Below are 14,533 nucleotides of genomic sequence, written 5' to 3' on the forward strand. Positions count from 1 at the left end.
GCCGGGGAGCTGTCGTGCCGCCGTGCCTCGCCTATGCGTCGGCTGTGGAGTTGGGCAGCCGGACGGTGAAGACGGTACGGCCCGGCCGGGAGTCCAGGGCGACGGTGCCGTGGTGCGCCTCCACCACGGCGGCGACGATGGCCAGGCCGAGGCCGGTGCTGCCGTGGGCGCGGGACCGGGAGCTGTCGCCGCGGGCGAAGCGTTCAAACACCTCGGGCCGCAGCTCGGGCGGTACGCCGGGGCCGTCGTCGGTGACGCTGAGTTCGGCGGCGTCGCCGGACTGGCGCAGGCTGGTGGTGACTGTGCTGCCGGGCGGGGTGTGCACCCGGGCGTTGGCCAGCAGGTTCGCCAGCACCTGGTGCAGCCGGGCGGGGTCGCCGGGCACCCGGATGACCGTCTCGGGCAGGTCGAGCTGCCAGCGGTGCTCGGGGCCGGCCACGTGCGCGTCGCTGACGGCATCCACGACCAGCGCGGTGAGGTCGACCGGTTCGACCGCGAGAGGTCGACCGGAGTCCAGCCGGGCCAGCAGCAGCAGGTCGTCGACGAGGCTGGTCATCCGGGTGCTCTCCGACTCGACCCGGCGCAGCGCGTGGGCCACGTCGGTCGGCACCTCGGCACGGCCCCGGCGGGCCACCTCGGCGTAGCCACGGATCGCCGCGAGGGGGGTACGCAGTTCGTGACTGGCGTCGGCGACGAACTGGCGTACCCGGGTCTCGCTGGCCTGCCGGGCGGCGAGGGCGGCGGCGACGTGGCCGAGCATCCGGTTGAGCGCGGCGCCGACCTGACCGACCTCGGTACGCGGATCGGTGTCGGCGGCCGGCACCCGGTCGGAGAGCGCCACCTCGCCCCGGTCGAGCGGTAGCTCACTGACCCGGGCGGCGGTGGCGGCGACCCGGCGCAGCGGACGCAGCGTGGCCCGGACGATCAGCGCCCCGGCGGTGCCGGCGACCAGCAGGCCGACCACGGTGACCCCGGCCTGCGCGGCGACCAGCGCCCAGACGGTCTCCCGCACGCCGGCCAGCGGCACGCCCAGCACCCGCACGGTCCCGGTGGCCGACCGCCGGGCCACCACCCGGTAGCCGCCCCGCTCGCCCAGGCCGACGCTGTGTGCCCGGCCGTCGGTGGGCACCTCGGCCAGCGCCCGCACCTGGTCGACCGGTACCGACTGCTCCTGTCGACCGACAAGCGTCCACGCCTCGGTGACCCGGCCGTCGACGACCTGGGCGCTGATCGTGCCGGGCGGGAAGCCGCGCGGCACCCGCACATCGCCCCACGGGCCGGTGCCGGGGCCGGGCTCCCACGCGGCGGTGGGCCGCCCTCCGGGCGTGAAGCGCAACTGCTCGTCCACCCGGGAGATCAGGAACTGTCGCAGCGCCACGGTGGTGAGACCACCGATGGCCAGGCTGACCACGGCGAGCAGCGCCACCAGGGTCAGCACCAGGCGGGTCCGCAGCGACCAGCCGGCCAGCCACCGGCGCACCCCGGTCACTCCGCCGGCTTGAGCAGGTACCCGGCCCCGCGCAGTGTGTGGATCATCGGCCGGCGGCCGGCGTCGATCTTCTTCCGCAGGTACGAGATGTACAGCTCGACGACGTTGGCCTGGCCACCGAAGTCGTAGTTCCACACCCGGTCGAGGATCTGTGCCTTGCTCAGCACCCGGCGGGGGTTGCGCATCAGGTACCGCAGCAGCTCGAACTCGGTGGCGGTGAGGGTGATCAGTTGCCCGTCCCGGCGTACCTCGTGGCTGTCCTCGTCGAGGGTCAGGTCGCCCACGGTGAGCACCGCCTCCGCACGGGTGGCCACCGCGAAGCCGGAGCGACGCAGCAGCGCGCGCAGCCGGGCGATGACCTCCTCGAGGCTGAACGGCTTGGTCACGTAGTCGTCGCCGCCGACGGTCAGCCCGGCGACGCGCTCCTCGACCGCGTCCCGGGCGGTGAGAAAGAGCACCGGCACGCTGTCGTTGTCCGCCCGCAGCCTGCGCAGCACCTGGAGACCGTCCAGGTCGGGCAGCATCACGTCGAGCACCACCGCGTCGGGTCGGAACTGCCGGGCGGCGCGTAGCGCCGCCATGCCGTCGGCCGCCGTACGCACCTGCCAGCCCTCGTAGCGCAGCGCCATCGACAGCAGGTCGGTCAGGGTCGGCTCGTCGTCGACGACCAGCACCCGGACCGGCTCACCGTCCGGTCGACGCAGCTCCACCCGGTCCAGTCCGGCCTCGCCCCCGATCCTCATGGATGCCATGGTGCTGCCGCGCACTTGGTGGCGCTTGGGTGGCTGCTGTGTGCCAGCTGTGCGGTCCGGCCGGGGCGCGGTCGGTGTCGGGTCACTCGGTCACGCCGACCGGGTCGGTTCGGACGAAACGCATGGACCAGGTTCCCGAGCCGTCGGGGCGTTGCCGCACGTAGAGATGGTCCGCCGCCGGCGTGGGCGCCTCCTGGGGGCGGCGCAGCACCCACAGTCGTGGCGGGGCGCCGTCCGGGCCGGCCGGCAACGACCGGACCAGGTCGTGGGCCGGACCGCCGACGAAACGTACGGTCACTTCACTCATCACGTTCCGCCTCCAGCCCGCCCGGCGCGTCGGGCGTCCCGGCTCGCACGCTAACGCACCAGCCGCCGTCCGAGGCGGGTTTGCCCTGATCGGGCCCGGGGTACCGTGCGCAGGCCACGGTTTCGCACGCCGTGGCGGAGCGGCACGAGGGGTAGGAGGCGGTCGATGCGCACGCTGGACGGGCGGTACCGGCTCGACCAGCGCATCGGCATCGGCGGGATGTCGGAGGTGTGGCGGGCGTACGACACCGTGCTGGACCGGCAGGTCGCGGTGAAGCTGGTCTCGCCGGGTCAGCCGGACGGGGCGGCCTCGGTGGAGCGGATCCGCTCCGAAGCGCGGTCGGCGGCCCGCCTGGTGCACCCCAACGTGGCGAGCGTGCACGATTTCGGCACCTGCGACACCGGGACGGGGCACCAGCTGCCGTACATCGTGATGGAGCTGGCCGAGGGACAGACCCTCGCCGCGCACCTGCGCACCGGCCCGTTGGACTGGCGGATCGCGGTGCGCGTCTGCGCGGAGGTCGGCGCCGCGCTGGCCGCCGCGCACGCCCACGGCATCGTGCACCGCGACATCAAGCCGGCCAACGTGATGCTCACCCCGTCGGGGGTGAAGGTGCTGGACTTCGGCATCGCCACCCCGGCCGGCGCCGCCGACACCACGCCCGACGGTGTCGTGGTCGGTACGCCGGCGTACCTGGCGCCGGAGCAGCTGCACCGGGCTCCGGCGACCCCGGCGGCCGACATCTACGCCCTCGGCGTCCTTCTTCACTACTGCCTGGCGGGACGCCTGCCGTACCCGGCGGACAGCGTCAGCCAACTGCTCGGACCGCAGCGGCCCCGGGTCCCGCGGCCCCTGCCGGAGCTGCCCGGACTGCCCGCCGAGGTCGCCGACCTGCGCCGACGCTGCCTCGCCGACGACCCGACCCGGCGGCCGAGCAGCCTGGTGGCCGCGCTGCTGCTGGCCGAGGCGGTCGACGCCCGGGTGTACGTGCCGATGCACGAACCGCTGATGCCACGGCAGCGGCCGGCGGCGGTGAGCCCGTGGACGGAGCGGGCGGCCGCCGAGGTCACCGAGGCCGCCGCCGTCGCCCAGTGGAGCCGGCACGGCGGGTGACTTCCCGGTTTCACGCGACCGGGCCCGGGTAGCCGGGCGGGGAGTGACGGGAGGAACGCGATGCCGAGTTCCTGGCTGAACGAGGTTGCCGCCGCGACCGCCGAGGGCGGTCACATCCACACCGACGACGAGGCGCTGTCGACCGCCCTCGCCTCGCCGCTGGCGCCGCACTGCACCGGGTTGACCCCGTCGCAGCTGCTCGCCGCGGCGTTCGCGTCCTGCCTGCACCACGCGGCGGTGGAGGCGGCCGGCGGGATCACCGACGAGGCGCACACCGTGCAGGTACGCGCGGAGGCGAAGCTGGGGCGCGACGACGACGGCCGCTACCGGGCCGACGTGCACGCCTCCATCTCGTCGGTCGGGCTGAGTCGACAACAGCTCACCGAACTGGTCGAGCACGCCGACCGGCTCTGGCCGTTCTCCAGCGAGGACGGCGGCCGGCACCGGCTCACGGTCAGTCCGGCGGAGAACGGCCGACACTGATCCGCGTGGTGAACCGGCCGGCCCGGCGCGGCGGGCACGGTGGCTTCCGCGGTGGTCCGGGTCAACAGCACGGGCCGCATGGTCCGACCGCCCTACCCACCGCCCCGATTGGATCGACCTCAGCCTCATCCGTTCGGCGGATGCGGCGAAGCAGTTCGATAGACGCCAGCAAGATCCCGTTTCCGCCCTGTTTTGTACGTTGATTCCCGACATTTACTCCGGGACGGACAGGCGTATCTGATCCGCTTTGTCGAACGGTGCGGAGAATCATCGGGCGGATAGCCGCGAATTGTGACGCATGCCACCAACTGGGCCGATGGCAGTCGGCCGTCGACTTTCTAGCCTCGGCGGGTGCATCCCGACGACAACTTCGACCAGCAGCAGACCCCCGGGCGACCGGCGAGCCTCTCGGCCGACGAGACATCACCCGAAAGGTTGATGGGGCGGCATCGCGCCGTACCCGCACCACGCCGGGGCGTCCGCGCGGTACTCGCCTCCACCCCGGTCCGGGTGGCTCTGGCCACCGGCGTCACCTGCTGCCTCGGTGCCACCGCCGTCGTGGCCGCCCGGCACGACGACGAGGCACCGCCGCCCCGGGTGACCGAGGCGCTCACCGACCGCGCTCTCGCGGCTCAGGAGAAGGCCGCCTCCCGCTCCCTGGACCGCAGCCCCACCCCCGCACCCACCAGCGCCAGCCCCTCCCCCACCGCCAAGCCGTCGCCCACCGCGAAGCCCAAGCCCAAGAAGAAGACCCCCACCAAACCACCGCGTCCCCGGCCCGTCGCCGGGCTGAGCCAGGCACAGATGGACAACGCCAAGGCGATCGTGGACGTCGGCGTCAAGATGAAGATCCCGCGTCAGGGGTTGGTGATCGCGGTCGCCACCGCCATGCAGGAGAGCACCCTGCTCAACTACGCCAGTGGTGTGCTTCCCGAGTCGCAGAACTACCCGCACCAGGCCGTCGGCTGGGACCACGACTCCGTCGGGCTGTTCCAGCAACGCCCCAGCAGCGGTTGGGGCAGCGTCCGGGACCTGATGCGGCCGGCGTACGCGGCGCGCGTGTTCTACGAGGCGCTGCTGCAGGTGCCCGGATGGCAGCAGATGAGCCTGACCCTGGCCGCCCAGGCGGTGCAGATCTCCGCCTTCCCCTACGCCTACGCCCAGCACGAGGAGCGGGCCGCGACCGTGGTGGCGGCCCTGACCTGAGCCGGACCCGGCCGTCGGGTCCGGCTCGCCGGCGACGGCGGGTCAGACCCGCTTGGGCAACACGACCACCCGGCCGAAGAACTCGTCGATCCGGTGCACCACGTCGTTGAAGTCGTCGAGGTCGATCGGCTTGGTGACGTAGGCGTTGGCCTGGAGGGTGTAACTGCTGATGATGTCGGTGTCCGCGTTCGAGGTGGTCAGCACGACGATCGGGATGGTCCGCAGGTCCGCGTCGTTCTTCACCTCGCCCAGCACCTGACGCCCGTCCTTGCGGGGCATGTTGAGGTCGAGCAGGATCACGTCCGGACGTTGGGCGTCGCCGTGCCGGCCTTCGCGACGGAGAAACTCCATCGCCTCCTCGCCGTCGCCGACCACGTCGATCACCTTCTCGACGTCCGAGGTGGCCAGGGCCTCCTCGATCATGAGCACGTCGCCCGGGTCGTCGTCCACCACCAGGATGCGAACCGGAGCGAGGGTTCGTGCGCCCATCTCTACCTGCCTCAGGTCGGCCAGGACGGAACCTACCGGCTCCGTGCTGGCGGAAATGTAGCCCATCATCGGACGATCGACGACCGCCGGGTTCCGCGACGTCACAGCCGTACCCGAGCAGCCTGTCCGAGACGGTCCGGGTGCGCACCCGTCCCTCGGGGAGACGGGTGTTTGCTGCCCGGCAAGTATAGGGAGGCCTCGAAAGGCCCGACGGCACCTCCGGTCAGGCGGCTTGCCGATCAACCGCCGGCAGTACCGCGCGTCCCCGCTGGAGATGGTCCACCGCTCGGGGAGAATCGTGCAGCCGCCGGCCGTAGTGCGCCAGCGACGCATCCACCGTCACGGCCGGCACGCCGCGACTGTTCAGAATGGTCACCAGCCACCCGACGAACTCGGTGAACAGCGAGCTGTCGTCGACGTAGAGGGCGGCGCCCAGGAAGTCCAGGATGTATCCGAGGTCGCTGACCGTCGAGTCCAACTGGGCCGGGGTCTGGTCGCGGGTGGCCGGGAACCGCTGGGCCAGCTCGGCCAGGGCGCTGTCGATCAACTCGCCGCGTCGGTTGACCAGGGTGGCGTACTCGTCGTCGGCCAGGTGCGCCAGGTCGGCCGGCGGCACGGCGCGTAGGGCCCGCTCGTCACGGAGCAGGTCGGCGGCGGCGGGCGCGTCGGCGGCCCAGGCCACCCCGAGTCGCCGCGCCCACCGGCCGTCCACGCCGAAGCCCCGACCGCCGACCAGCACCGGCACGTCCGCGCGCCGGCACGCCTCGATCATCCGGTGTGCGTGGGGTAGCCGCATCGGCAGCGCGGAGGCCAGCGCCACGGCGTACGCGTCGTACCGGTGCAGGTACGACACCAGGTGCGCGGCGGGAACACTCGCCCCCAGGAAGGTGACCTGCCAGCCACGCAGCCGTAGCACCTCGGCCACCAGCCGGGCCGGCAGCGCGTGCCACTCACCGTCCATGCAGGCCACCACGATCCGGGCGCGCGTCGGGCGCACGTCGGCGTACGCGGCGACGGCCGCCACCACCCGCTCGCTCACGTGTGTCGCCGCGTGCTCCTGGGCCACGCTCCACTCGTTGCGCGCCCACCGTTCCCCCACCTCGGCCTGCGCCGGCGCGACCAGGTCCAGCAGGACCCGGTCCGCGGCCACACCCGCGTCGAGCAACCCGCGCGCCACCTCGACGGCGGCGTGCTCGTCGGCCTCGGCGAGACAGTGCAGGTAGTCCGGATAGACGGCCTCAGGTGAGGTGTCCCGGGTCGCGGCGGTCACCGGTCCGTCGCCTCCGGGGCCGGTTCGGTCACGGCCGGCACGGCGTGCAGGTGCCGCTGCGGGCGGCCACCGACGCCGGTGGCGCGCAACGCCAGCACCGCGATGTCGTCGTGGTCACGCTGGGCCAGCCACTCGCACGTCACCTGCTCGATCCGCTCCGCCAGCGCGGGCGCCGGCATTCGGTGGCACCCACCGAGCGCCTGCACCAGACGATCGGTGCCGAGCAGTTCCTCACCTCGCCGACCGCCCCGCGCCTCGGTGACTCCGTCGCTGTAGAGCAGGCACGTCTCACCGGGAGCGAGCCGCGTGGTGACCTGACCGATCCGCGGATCCGGCACCACACCGATCAGCATGCCGTTCAACGGCAACTGCTCCACCTCGCCGGAGGCGCGCAGCACCAGCGGCGGCAGGTGTCCGCCGCCGGCGAGCGTCAGCCCGAGGCCACCGTCGCGGTGTGGACGGACCACCCCCAGCACCATGGTGGCGAACCGGCCCTGTCCGTGGGCCAGGGTCGTCTCAAGCAGTGCGTCGTTGAGCAGCCGCAGCAGCCGGGCCGGTTGCTGCTCGACCCGGTGCAGCGCGTGCAGACACTGACGCAGCTGCCCGGTGAAGACCGCCGCCTCGACCCCCTTGCCGGAGACATCGCCGAGGAAGAACACCGAGCCACCGTCGGGCAGCCGGTGCGAACCGTAGAAGTCGCCGCCGATGCGCAGGCCGGCCTGGGCCGGACGGTACGCCGTACCCCACTGCACACCCGGTGCCGGTGCCGGCTCGACGGGCAGCAGGCTGGCCTGCAACATGTCGGCCACCTCCGCCTGTTCGCGGTAGAGCAGCGCGGTGGTCAACGCCGCACCGGCCCGAGCGGCGAAGGCGCGAACCAGGTCGAGGTCGTTCTCCCCGTACCGGCCGCCCGCACCCCGCGCGACGAGCAGCACCCCGGCGGGCGCGTCCCGGCCCGGCAACGGCACCAGGCGGGCGGCCACCTCGGCGGCGGAGACACCGGGCAACCAGCCCGCGTCGATGGCCTGCTCGACCAGCCAGTCGACGGTGTGCGGCGACGTGCCGCGCAGACTCTCCACGATCGCCGGAGGCAGCTCCGTCGCGGCGAGCACCCCGCGATCGACAGTTGGTGTCTCGTCGGCGTCCTGGCGGGCGCGCCACCATCGGGCCCGTCCGGATCGGGGCGCGAGCACAAGTACCGCGACGTCGGCCAGGGTCGGCACGGCGAGTCGGACGACCGCGGCAGCGGCCCGGTCCGGGTGCAGCGGATTGCCCAGCTTGTCGCCGACCGTGGTGAGGAAGGCCGATCTGGTCCGCTCGGCCGCCAGTTCCTCGGTCCGCTTCTCGTGGTCGCTGACATCCTCGACGTACCAGCAGCTACGCCCGGCGGACAACGGGACCTGACGTACCCGCAGCCGTCGGCCGTGCCGGCGCAGGTGCGGATCGCCCGAGGTCAGCTGCTCGAGCGCCGCCAGCGTACCGCCGACGACCACCTCGGGCAGCAAGCGCCGGGCGGTCGGGCTGACGTGCCGCACGGTCCCGTCCGGACCGCACACCACCACACCCTCGTGGAGATGTTCGGCGATCTCCGGCCAGTCGGCGGCGAGCTGATTCCGTGACGGCTCCAGGGCGGGTAGCCCGGCGGCCGGCGCGGCGTTGATCGAACGCCAGGCGGTAACCCGGGCGACGCTCGGCGTGGCAGACCGTCCGTCGCCGGGGTCGAGGTCCCTGACGTCGGCACCTGTCACCAGCTTGAGCCTCGCTCCTTGTCGGTTCCGCAGCCGCTTCGAGCGGCGTGCATGGTCGCGTCCTGACGCCCAGCCTACGCGGCTCTGCCGGTGCCGCCACCCGGGCGAGCGTCGCGGCGCGTACCGGCGGGCCGTCCGAGAGGCGGGCCCGCTCACGGGTTGTTACGATCCGAGCGCCCCTGCCCGCCCGTCACCGCGGAAGGCGTGATCGTTGCTGTCCCACGGTCGCAGACCCCCGACGCCGCCGCTGAGCATGTCCGTCGACCGGTCCGTTGCGCTCGCACCGGTGATCCGGGTCGTCGGTGATCTCGCCTACACCACCGCCGCGCCGCTGCGGGCCGAGATCGACCGGACGATGGGCACCGACCCCACCACCCTGGTACTCGACTTCGGTGGCCTGCAGTTCATCGACAGCACCGGGCTCAGCGTCATCGTCCACGCCTGGCGCGAGGCGCAGCAGCGGAGCGTCCGACTGCGGTTACGGGCGGTCCCCCGATTTCTCGAAACCATCCTCGACATGACGGGGGTCACCGGCCTGCTGTCCCGCGAGCCCGCCAGCACCGAACCGGACGGCCAGACCCCGGTCACCGCTTAGCGGATGACGGAGAACCTGGCCCCCGCGACTTGCGCTTGACCGACGTACTGGGAGCATGGAGTCATGGCGGCACAGCTGTTGGTCATCGAGGTCGACCGGCAGGACACGGGGCATGCCGAGTTGCGGCTGACCGGTGACCTCGACTTCGACAGCGCGCCCGAACTCGTCGACGCCGTGGCCGCCCTGCGCCGCGACGGCTACCAACACCTGGTCATCGACCTCACCGGTGTGGGCATGTGCGACTCGTCGGGGTTGAGCGCGTTCGTGATCGCCCACTGGGGCGGCTCCGTCCCCCTGCGGCTGATCGGCGTCAACGCCTCGCTGCGCCAGTTGCTGGTCCGCACCGGCCTCACCGAACTGCTGGAGCTTCCCCCGGCCGTCGAGGACCGGGACACGCGGGCGGTCGGCTGACCGCCCGGGCCACCGAAGGGGTGGCCCCCGACCCTGGGACCAGGGGTCGGGGGCCGGAGGATGGCTCAGGGAGCCGGGACCGGATACGGGCCGCTGCGGTGGGGCCGGGTGGTCGGCTCCGCGTCCTCCGGTAGGCCCGAATCAGGCGTTTGGAACAGGTAACGGACGAACTCCGCACCATTTTCGTCGTCCCGATCGCCGGGCCACTGGCCGGCGCAGTCGACGCCGATCACCTCGCGACCGCCGCCGTCGGCCTCTTCCAACAACGCCCACAGGCTCACCGGGTAGCAGCGGGTGTGCTCGGGTGCCAGCCGCCACCGGGCGTACCAACCGGGTCGGGCGGGGACGATCTCGACTATCCGCTTCATCACGACCTTCCCTTCCGCCGTGCCTCGGAAGATCTCCGGTCCACCGCGATCGTCGGCCCCGTCCGGGTGACCGGCCCTCACCCCGGCCGGATGAAGCCTCGCCGTCGTGGTCGAACCCTCCCCCTGCCGGCACCGACCTGATCGTTTCGCCCGGCGACCGCCGGGAAGGCCATCGACGAAGCCCGGCACCACCAGCGGAAGCGAGGTGTGCACCATGCGTAAGCAGATGGAGGGCGACAACCAGCGCCGGAGGGCACTGGCCCGCCAGGCGCGGGAACAGGGCATGCGGGCCGCCGACACCGGTGCCAGCCTGAGCGCGTCCAAACAACTGACCCACCTCGACCAGCACGAGCGGGCCGGCCCGCCGCCAGCCGGCAGCCGCCACAAACCAGACGCCACGCGCGGCGGACCCGCTCCCCCACCGGCCGGTTCCCCGCAGACCCCCCGGCCCCGTCCGGAGCCGGGCGGGCCGGCGCCCGGGGTCACCACGGTGGGTTACCGCGAGCTGGTCGAGGACGTCGTGCGCCGCTCCGGCGTCGACTTCCGTACCGCCAAGGTGGGGGTCGAGTCGACGGTGCTGGTCCTGGCCTGGGCCCTGGAGGCCGGCGAACGCCGACGGCTGCTGGAGGCGGTGCCCGCCTCGCTGCACGACGTGGTGCCGGTGGACGGCATCGAGCGACGCCAGGATCTGGCCGGCTTCCTGTCCGAGGTGGGTCGGATCAGCGGTCGACCTCCGGAACAGGCGCGCTATCAGGCCGAGGCGACCCTCGCCGCGCTCGCCGCGCACGACGGTGATCTGATCGAATCACTGCACGTACCGGACGAGCTGCGGCAGTTGCTGGAGCCGCCGGCCGTCGGCGGCGGCGTGGTCGGTCCGGTCAGCGCGCTGCCGCCGTTGTCCGCGGCCGAACTGCGCGCGGCCCTGGCCGACCTGCCGTACTGGTCGGGTGACGGGACCGCGCTGTCCCGGACCCTGGAGCTGCCGCCGGCCAACCTGGACCGGGTGCTGGACCGACTCGACCTGCTCCGCCAGCAGACCGGCCGCGGGCCGCGGATCGGCCGCGCCGACCCGACGACCGCCGTGCTGACCGTCACCTCGGGCAACGCCGGGGCGGTGACCGCGATGGACATCGACCTGGCGCACGCGGTCGACGACGCCATCGACGAGGCTGGGGCCGGCATGGCCGCCGGCTGAGCAGCCGAGATGCCAGCCGTGCGGTCGTGGATACCCCACGACCGCACGGCACTCCGGTCGGGCCGGTGGTCAGTGCACCCGCGCCGGCATCTCGGGCGACGAGCTCTCCAGTGGTACGGCGGTGGCGGAGATCAGTCCGAGCTGCGCCGCCGAGCGCGGCAGCGCGGCGTCGAGGAACCAGTCCGCGCTCACCCTGGCCCGGTTGCCGGGCATCGCGAGCAGGTGGTAACCGCGGGTGACCGCCTTGGCGGGCAGGCCGGACAGCGGCACCTTCAACGGGTTCGCGGCAGCCTGCTTGCCGCCCAGGTCGACCACCCAGCCGAGGTCGTGGTGCTTGTACGGTCGACGGCGTCCCTGCCCGTACGAGGCGGCGATGTTGTGCGCAGCCAGCTTGCCCTGTCGCTGCGCGTGCTGGGCGGTCATCGTGCAGATCTCGCCGGGCCGGGTCAGGTCGGGCACCGCGGCGGCGTCGCCGCAGGCGTAGACCTCGGGGAATCCGGGGACGTTCAGGTACTCGTCGACGACCAGCCGCCCCTTCTCGGTCCGCAGGCCCAGTTCGGCCACGAACGGGTCGGGGCGTACGCCGACGCACCAGACCAGTGAGCAGGTGGGCACGTACTCGCCGTCGGTGAGCTTGACCCCGTCGGAGGTGGCGACCGCCACCGAGGTGCCCATCCGCACGTCGACCCCGCGGCGTCGCAGCACCTTGTCGGCGGTGACCGACATCCGTCGGTCCAGCTCGGGCAGCACGCGTGGGGCGACGTCCAGCAGCAGCCACCTCGGCCGGATCTTCAGCCGAGGGTGCTGGGCGGCCAGTTCGTCGGTGAACAGGATGCCGTGCGCGGCCACCTCGGTACCGGTGTATCCGGCACCCACCACCACGAACGTGGCGCGGGCCTGCTGCTCGGCCGGATCCTCGGCCTGCTCGGCGAGTTCGATCTGCCGGACCACGTGGTCGTGCAGGTAGAGCGCCTCGGGCAGGCCGCGGAAGCCGTGTGCGTACTCGGTCACGCCGGGAATCGGCAGCAGCTTGTTCACGCTGCCGACGGCCAGCACCAACCGGTCGTACGCCAGCCGGTTGCGGTCACCCTCCGGCTGGGTGAAGCCGACCCACCGGTTCTGCAGGTCGACGCTGTCCGCCTCACCGATGACCACCCGCACGCCGTCCAGCGTGCCGGACAGCGGCACCGCGATCCGGCCCGGCTCCACCACCCCTGCCGCCACCTCCGGCAGCAGCGGCAGGTACAGGAAGTAGTCGGTCGAGTTCAACAGGACGATCTCGGCTCGACCGCGGGCCAACCTGGTCAACATCTTCGCCGCGTGGTACCCGGCGAACCCGGCCCCCACGATCACTACACGAGGCTTCGTCATTCCGGCCCGGTTCCCGTGATCCGCGTCGGCAAACGTCCAACCGCCCTGTCGGCGGGTCTAGCGGGTGCGTTCTGGCGGCAACGGGAACTGGAGGAAGGTGGCGCCGCGCAGGTCGAGCCAGGCACGGTCAGGGGCACGGACCAGCCGCAACATCACTTCGACGCAGGTCGGGCAGCGCCCCACCAGGCCGGGCGCGTGCGAGTAGACCCGCAGCCCGGCCACCGGGCCGGGGGTGCCGCAGTTGGCGCACCGGGCGGTGGCGGTGCTCAGGTCGACCGCGAACACCTCCCCCAACGGACCATCGAGCATGTTGCCGTCCACGTAGGGCAGCGCGGTCATCCGCGGCCTCCTCTCAACCGGTCGGGCCGAAACGTTCGGTGCGTACCCGTCGCGCCGGATGCCCCAGCCCGACGATCAGATCGGAGACGGCCTCCACGAAACCGGTGGGTCCGCACACGTACACCAGCGGCTCCAGCTCCGGCGGCCAGCCGTTGTCGTTGACATCGGCGAGGCCGAGCCGGTGCGGCTCGCCGCGCCATCCCTCGGGCGCCTGCCGGGTGTAGACGTGGGCCACGTCGAGACCGGCGTCGTCACGTACCCGGCGTCGCAGTTCCTCGGTGTAGAACGCGTCGTCGGGGGTGCGCACCGAGTAGATCAGCCGGAACGGGACCCGGCTTCCGGCCGCCCGCCGGGCTCTGATCATGGCCATCAACGGCACCACCCCCGATCCGCCGGCGACCAGCAGCACCGGTTCGGTCTGCTGTGGCCGCCACACGAACCAGCCGCCGATCGGGCCACGTACCTCGACCGGGTCGCCCTCGCGGTAGCCGTCGACCAGAAACGGCGACACCTCGCCGTCGGTCACCCGCTGGACGCACACCTCGATCCGGTCGCCGTCGGCGGGCGCGGCGAGCGAGTACGACCGGGCGGCCTGGTATCCGTCCGGCGCGGTGAGCCGGATGTCGACGTGCTGGCCGGGCAGGTGGGCCGGCCAGCCCGGCACCTCCAGCACCAGGGTTCTCGCTGTCGGTGTCTCGGCCCGGTCCGCCACCAACCGGGCTGCCCGCCAGCTCATCCGCCCGGTCAATCGCCCTGGTACCGCTGCTCACGCCACGGGTCGCCGTAGTCGTGGTAGCCGGCGGTCTCCCAGAAACCGGGGGTGTCCTCGACGGTGAGACGGATGCCGCGCGCCCACTTGGCCGACTTCCAGAAGTAGAGGTGCGGTACCAGCAGCCGCGCCGGCCCGCCGTGCTCGGCCGGCAGGTCGTCGCCGTCGTAGCTGTGCACGAGCCAGGCCTGCCCGTCACGCAGGTCCTCCAGCGGGAGGTTCGTGGTGTATCCGCCGTAGGAGTGGGCCAGGGCGTAGTCGGCGGCGGTTTCCACGCCGTCGAGCAGCGTGTCCAACGAGACTCCCCGCCAGGTGGTGCCGAGCTTTGACCACCGGGTGACACAGTGGATGTCGACGGTCGGCGTCTCCTGCGGCAGCGCCATCATCTCGGCCCAGCTCCACCGATGCTCCGTACCGGTCTCGGTGCTGATCACGAACTCCCACTGCTCGCGCGGGACCCGAGGCGTCGGGCCGGCGGAGAGCACGGGAAAGTCCGGCGTCAGGTACTGGCCGGGTGGCAGATCCGCGGCGTCGGCGCGCGGCCGACCCTGGAAGCCCGGTGTGACGATACCCACCGCTCAGTCCTACCACGGCGCACACCGCCACGGGCGGGTTCGACCGGCCCGGG

17 protein-coding genes are annotated in these 14,533 nt (G+C 72.7%); 6 read left to right on the forward strand and 11 right to left on the reverse strand.

Annotated elements, in window-relative coordinates:
- Window positions 1–31: 31 nt before the first annotated feature.
- The 3 genes from O3597_RS13255 to O3597_RS13265 all read right to left on the reverse strand — a co-directional run bounded on the left by O3597_RS13255 (window position 32) and on the right by O3597_RS13265 (window position 2,548).
- Window positions 32–1,468, reverse strand: coding sequence for a HAMP domain-containing sensor histidine kinase (locus O3597_RS13255; RefSeq protein WP_281604535.1), 1,437 nt, complete (start codon window positions 1,466–1,468; stop codon window positions 32–34).
- A gap of 17 nt (window positions 1,469–1,485) precedes the next feature.
- On the reverse strand, window positions 1,486–2,232 hold the full coding sequence (locus O3597_RS13260; RefSeq protein ID WP_164447286.1) for a response regulator transcription factor: 747 nt from the start codon (window positions 2,230–2,232) through the stop codon (window positions 1,486–1,488).
- 91 nt (window positions 2,233–2,323) lie between these two features.
- Window positions 2,324–2,548: a hypothetical protein gene (locus tag O3597_RS13265; RefSeq protein ID WP_093402733.1), complete on the reverse strand. Its 225-nt coding sequence runs from the start codon at window positions 2,546–2,548 to the stop codon at window positions 2,324–2,326.
- Between the two features lie 165 nt (window positions 2,549–2,713).
- On the opposite strand from O3597_RS13265, the gene O3597_RS13270 reads away from it, so the two are divergent.
- The 3 genes from O3597_RS13270 to O3597_RS13280 all read left to right on the forward strand — a co-directional run bounded on the left by O3597_RS13270 (window position 2,714) and on the right by O3597_RS13280 (window position 5,350).
- Window positions 2,714–3,661, forward strand: a complete 948-nt coding sequence (locus O3597_RS13270; RefSeq protein WP_281604332.1) for a serine/threonine-protein kinase — start codon at window positions 2,714–2,716, stop codon at window positions 3,659–3,661.
- 60 nt (window positions 3,662–3,721) lie between these two features.
- On the forward strand, window positions 3,722–4,144 hold the full coding sequence (locus O3597_RS13275) for an OsmC family protein (RefSeq protein WP_164447287.1): 423 nt from the start codon (window positions 3,722–3,724) through the stop codon (window positions 4,142–4,144).
- A gap of 351 nt (window positions 4,145–4,495) precedes the next feature.
- Complete coding sequence (locus tag O3597_RS13280) at window positions 4,496–5,350, forward strand: hypothetical protein (RefSeq protein WP_164447288.1); 855 nt, start codon at window positions 4,496–4,498, stop codon at window positions 5,348–5,350.
- 42 nt (window positions 5,351–5,392) lie between these two features.
- Here the strand turns inward: O3597_RS13280 and O3597_RS13285 are convergent, their stop codons facing one another.
- The 3 genes from O3597_RS13285 to O3597_RS13295 form a co-directional block, all read right to left on the reverse strand.
- On the reverse strand, window positions 5,393–5,839 hold the full coding sequence (locus tag O3597_RS13285; protein ID WP_164447289.1) for a response regulator: 447 nt from the start codon (window positions 5,837–5,839) through the stop codon (window positions 5,393–5,395).
- 223 nt (window positions 5,840–6,062) lie between these two features.
- A complete protein-coding gene (locus O3597_RS13290; RefSeq protein ID WP_281604333.1) occupies window positions 6,063–7,109 on the reverse strand; it encodes a cobalamin B12-binding domain-containing protein in 1,047 nt (348 codons plus the stop codon).
- Complete coding sequence (locus tag O3597_RS13295; protein WP_281604334.1) at window positions 7,106–8,857, reverse strand: SpoIIE family protein phosphatase; 1,752 nt, start codon at window positions 8,855–8,857, stop codon at window positions 7,106–7,108. Before O3597_RS13295 ends, O3597_RS13290 begins: the two co-directional genes overlap by 4 nt.
- A gap of 286 nt (window positions 8,858–9,143) precedes the next feature.
- Between O3597_RS13295 and O3597_RS13300 the strand changes: the two genes are divergently transcribed.
- Both O3597_RS13300 and O3597_RS13305 read left to right on the forward strand, forming a co-directional pair.
- Complete coding sequence (locus O3597_RS13300; protein WP_281604335.1) at window positions 9,144–9,452, forward strand: STAS domain-containing protein; 309 nt, start codon at window positions 9,144–9,146, stop codon at window positions 9,450–9,452.
- Between the two features lie 63 nt (window positions 9,453–9,515).
- Window positions 9,516–9,863 carry an STAS domain-containing protein gene (locus tag O3597_RS13305; RefSeq protein ID WP_281604336.1) on the forward strand — a complete coding sequence of 116 codons (348 nt, stop codon included), beginning with the start codon at window positions 9,516–9,518 and terminating at the stop codon, window positions 9,861–9,863.
- A gap of 65 nt (window positions 9,864–9,928) precedes the next feature.
- Here the strand turns inward: O3597_RS13305 and O3597_RS13310 are convergent, their stop codons facing one another.
- Window positions 9,929–10,231 carry a hypothetical protein gene (locus O3597_RS13310; protein WP_281604337.1) on the reverse strand — a complete coding sequence of 101 codons (303 nt, stop codon included), beginning with the start codon at window positions 10,229–10,231 and terminating at the stop codon, window positions 9,929–9,931.
- A gap of 214 nt (window positions 10,232–10,445) precedes the next feature.
- Here O3597_RS13310 and O3597_RS13315 point away from each other — a divergent pair, with 214 nt between their 5' ends.
- Window positions 10,446–11,426 carry a DUF2267 domain-containing protein gene (locus O3597_RS13315; protein WP_164447294.1) on the forward strand — a complete coding sequence of 327 codons (981 nt, stop codon included), beginning with the start codon at window positions 10,446–10,448 and terminating at the stop codon, window positions 11,424–11,426.
- Between the two features lie 69 nt (window positions 11,427–11,495).
- On the opposite strand, the gene O3597_RS13320 is transcribed toward O3597_RS13315, so the two are convergent.
- The 4 genes from O3597_RS13320 to O3597_RS13335 are packed head-to-tail and all read right to left on the reverse strand — an operon-like array spanning window position 11,496 to window position 14,480.
- Window positions 11,496–12,797 carry an NAD(P)/FAD-dependent oxidoreductase gene (locus O3597_RS13320; RefSeq protein WP_281604338.1) on the reverse strand — a complete coding sequence of 434 codons (1,302 nt, stop codon included), beginning with the start codon at window positions 12,795–12,797 and terminating at the stop codon, window positions 11,496–11,498.
- A 57-nt stretch (window positions 12,798–12,854) separates the two neighbouring features.
- Window positions 12,855–13,136, reverse strand: a complete 282-nt coding sequence (locus O3597_RS13325) for a DUF6510 family protein (protein WP_164447296.1) — start codon at window positions 13,134–13,136, stop codon at window positions 12,855–12,857.
- A gap of 13 nt (window positions 13,137–13,149) precedes the next feature.
- Window positions 13,150–13,872 (reverse strand): ferredoxin reductase, encoded by a 723-nt coding sequence (locus O3597_RS13330; RefSeq protein ID WP_281604339.1) that lies wholly within the window; start codon window positions 13,870–13,872, stop codon window positions 13,150–13,152.
- Between the two features lie 8 nt (window positions 13,873–13,880).
- Entirely contained in the window at window positions 13,881–14,480 is a 600-nt protein-coding gene (locus tag O3597_RS13335; RefSeq protein WP_164447298.1) for a sulfite oxidase-like oxidoreductase, read from the reverse strand.
- Window positions 14,481–14,533: the final 53 nt, after the last annotated feature.

This window comes from Verrucosispora sp. WMMA2044 (genome assembly GCF_027497155.1).
Lineage (GTDB): Bacteria > Actinomycetota > Actinomycetes > Mycobacteriales > Micromonosporaceae > Micromonospora > Micromonospora palythoicola.

What these genes read in the sequence shown, in the direction of transcription:
- O3597_RS13305 (WP_281604336.1), top strand. Translation starts at nt 9,516, where the DNA reads ATGGCGGCACAGCTGTTGGTCATCGAGGTCGACCGGCAGGACACGGGG.
- O3597_RS13265 (WP_093402733.1), bottom strand. Translation starts at nt 2,548, where the DNA reads ATGAGTGAAGTGACCGTACGTTTCGTCGGCGGTCCGGCCCACGACCTG.
- O3597_RS13260 (WP_164447286.1), bottom strand. Translation starts at nt 2,232, where the DNA reads ATGAGGATCGGGGGCGAGGCCGGACTGGACCGGGTGGAGCTGCGTCGA.
- O3597_RS13325 (WP_164447296.1), bottom strand. Translation starts at nt 13,136, where the DNA reads ATGACCGCGCTGCCCTACGTGGACGGCAACATGCTCGATGGTCCGTTG.
- O3597_RS13320 (WP_281604338.1), bottom strand. Translation starts at nt 12,797, where the DNA reads ATGACGAAGCCTCGTGTAGTGATCGTGGGGGCCGGGTTCGCCGGGTAC.
- O3597_RS13270 (WP_281604332.1), top strand. Translation starts at nt 2,714, where the DNA reads ATGCGCACGCTGGACGGGCGGTACCGGCTCGACCAGCGCATCGGCATC.
- O3597_RS13315 (WP_164447294.1), top strand. Translation starts at nt 10,446, where the DNA reads ATGCGTAAGCAGATGGAGGGCGACAACCAGCGCCGGAGGGCACTGGCC.
- O3597_RS13310 (WP_281604337.1), bottom strand. Translation starts at nt 10,231, where the DNA reads ATGAAGCGGATAGTCGAGATCGTCCCCGCCCGACCCGGTTGGTACGCC.
- O3597_RS13285 (WP_164447289.1), bottom strand. Translation starts at nt 5,839, where the DNA reads ATGGGCGCACGAACCCTCGCTCCGGTTCGCATCCTGGTGGTGGACGAC.
- O3597_RS13275 (WP_164447287.1), top strand. Translation starts at nt 3,722, where the DNA reads ATGCCGAGTTCCTGGCTGAACGAGGTTGCCGCCGCGACCGCCGAGGGC.
- O3597_RS13330 (WP_281604339.1), bottom strand. Translation starts at nt 13,872, where the DNA reads ATGAGCTGGCGGGCAGCCCGGTTGGTGGCGGACCGGGCCGAGACACCG.